Annotated in this window: 2 protein-coding genes and 1 pseudogene; 1 reads left to right on the top strand and 2 read right to left on the bottom strand. The window is 74.5% G+C overall.

Annotated features, from left to right (window positions below; translation table 11 throughout):
- The coding region (locus E1293_RS47195; protein WP_132206693.1) for a hypothetical protein at positions 1-257 on the bottom strand (257 nt) is incomplete at its 3' end.
- Positions 258-371: 114 nt separating this feature from the next.
- On the opposite strand from E1293_RS47195, the gene E1293_RS47190 reads away from it, so the two are divergent.
- Entirely contained in the window at positions 372-713 is a 342-nt protein-coding gene (locus E1293_RS47190; RefSeq protein ID WP_132206691.1) for an SCP2 sterol-binding domain-containing protein, read from the top strand.
- Here the strand turns inward: E1293_RS47190 and E1293_RS47185 are convergent.
- Positions 710-895: pseudogene (locus E1293_RS47185) on the bottom strand (HAD family hydrolase); the annotation flags it as partial. The gene E1293_RS47190 and the pseudogene E1293_RS47185 overlap by 4 nt on opposite strands.

The raw sequence follows: 895 nt of genomic DNA, 5'->3' as shown, positions 1-895 counted from the left end.
GCGTCGGGGAAGGCGGGGCGGGCCTGCTGGGACTGCGGCTGCTGGGGCTGCTCGTCCTGCCCGGCGGACGCGAGCAGCTCCTGGAGCCGCTGGTGGACGTCCTCGAAGACCTCCACGTGCTCAGAGACGGGCCGCCCGCCGAGTTCGCCGAGGCGCGCCACCGCGGCGTCCACCCGCGGGTCGCCGGTCGGGTCGGGCGGCGGCACCGCCGGGACCTCCGGCTCCTGCGGCATCCGCTCCGCGGCCTCGTCGGACATCACGTTTACCTCCCAGTGCTCCCGGAGCGCACGCGACGAGTCGCCTCCGGCTCACCATGAACGCTACCGTCCCTGGACGACATCGATGCCGGACGAACGGGGAACGGCCTGACCATGGCGAACGAGGAGGACTGCCGCGCGGCGCTGGGGCGTGTCGCGGCGCGCCTTGCGGAGGTCGAGCCCGACCGGCTCGCCGAGCACGTCGTCGAGCGGACGATCAGCTGCCGCGTCCCCGACCTCGGACTGGCCTACCGCACCCGGCTCCACGAGGGCGGCCTCGACCCGTTCGAGCACGACGAGGACCCCAAGGCCGCGCAGGTGCGCCTCATCGTGGACAGTGACGACCTCGTCGCGATGGCCCATGACGAGCTGAGCCCCACCAAGGCGTGGGCCGCGGGCCGCCTCAAGATCGAGGCGAGCATCTTCGACCTCCTGCGGCTGCGGAGGCTCCTCTAGAGCCGCAGGCCGCCGAGAGCCTCCGTGAGGGCTTCGGCGGGCGCGGGCGCGTCGTCCTCCCAGGCGGCGGACGCGAGTGCGCGGAGACCGTCGTAGGGGTCGCCGGAGCCGGTGAGGGTGAACGTTCCGCCGTCGCGGCGGGCGGTCCAGTCGCGGCACCGGTGGCCGCCGCCGTCCCGGAC

Origin of the sequence: Actinomadura darangshiensis (assembly GCF_004349235.1) — a bacterium.
GTDB lineage: Bacteria > Actinomycetota > Actinomycetes > Streptosporangiales > Streptosporangiaceae > Spirillospora > Spirillospora darangshiensis.
The sequence above is the reverse complement of the archived record's forward strand: the minus strand, read 5'-3'. Positions and strand labels throughout refer to the sequence as shown.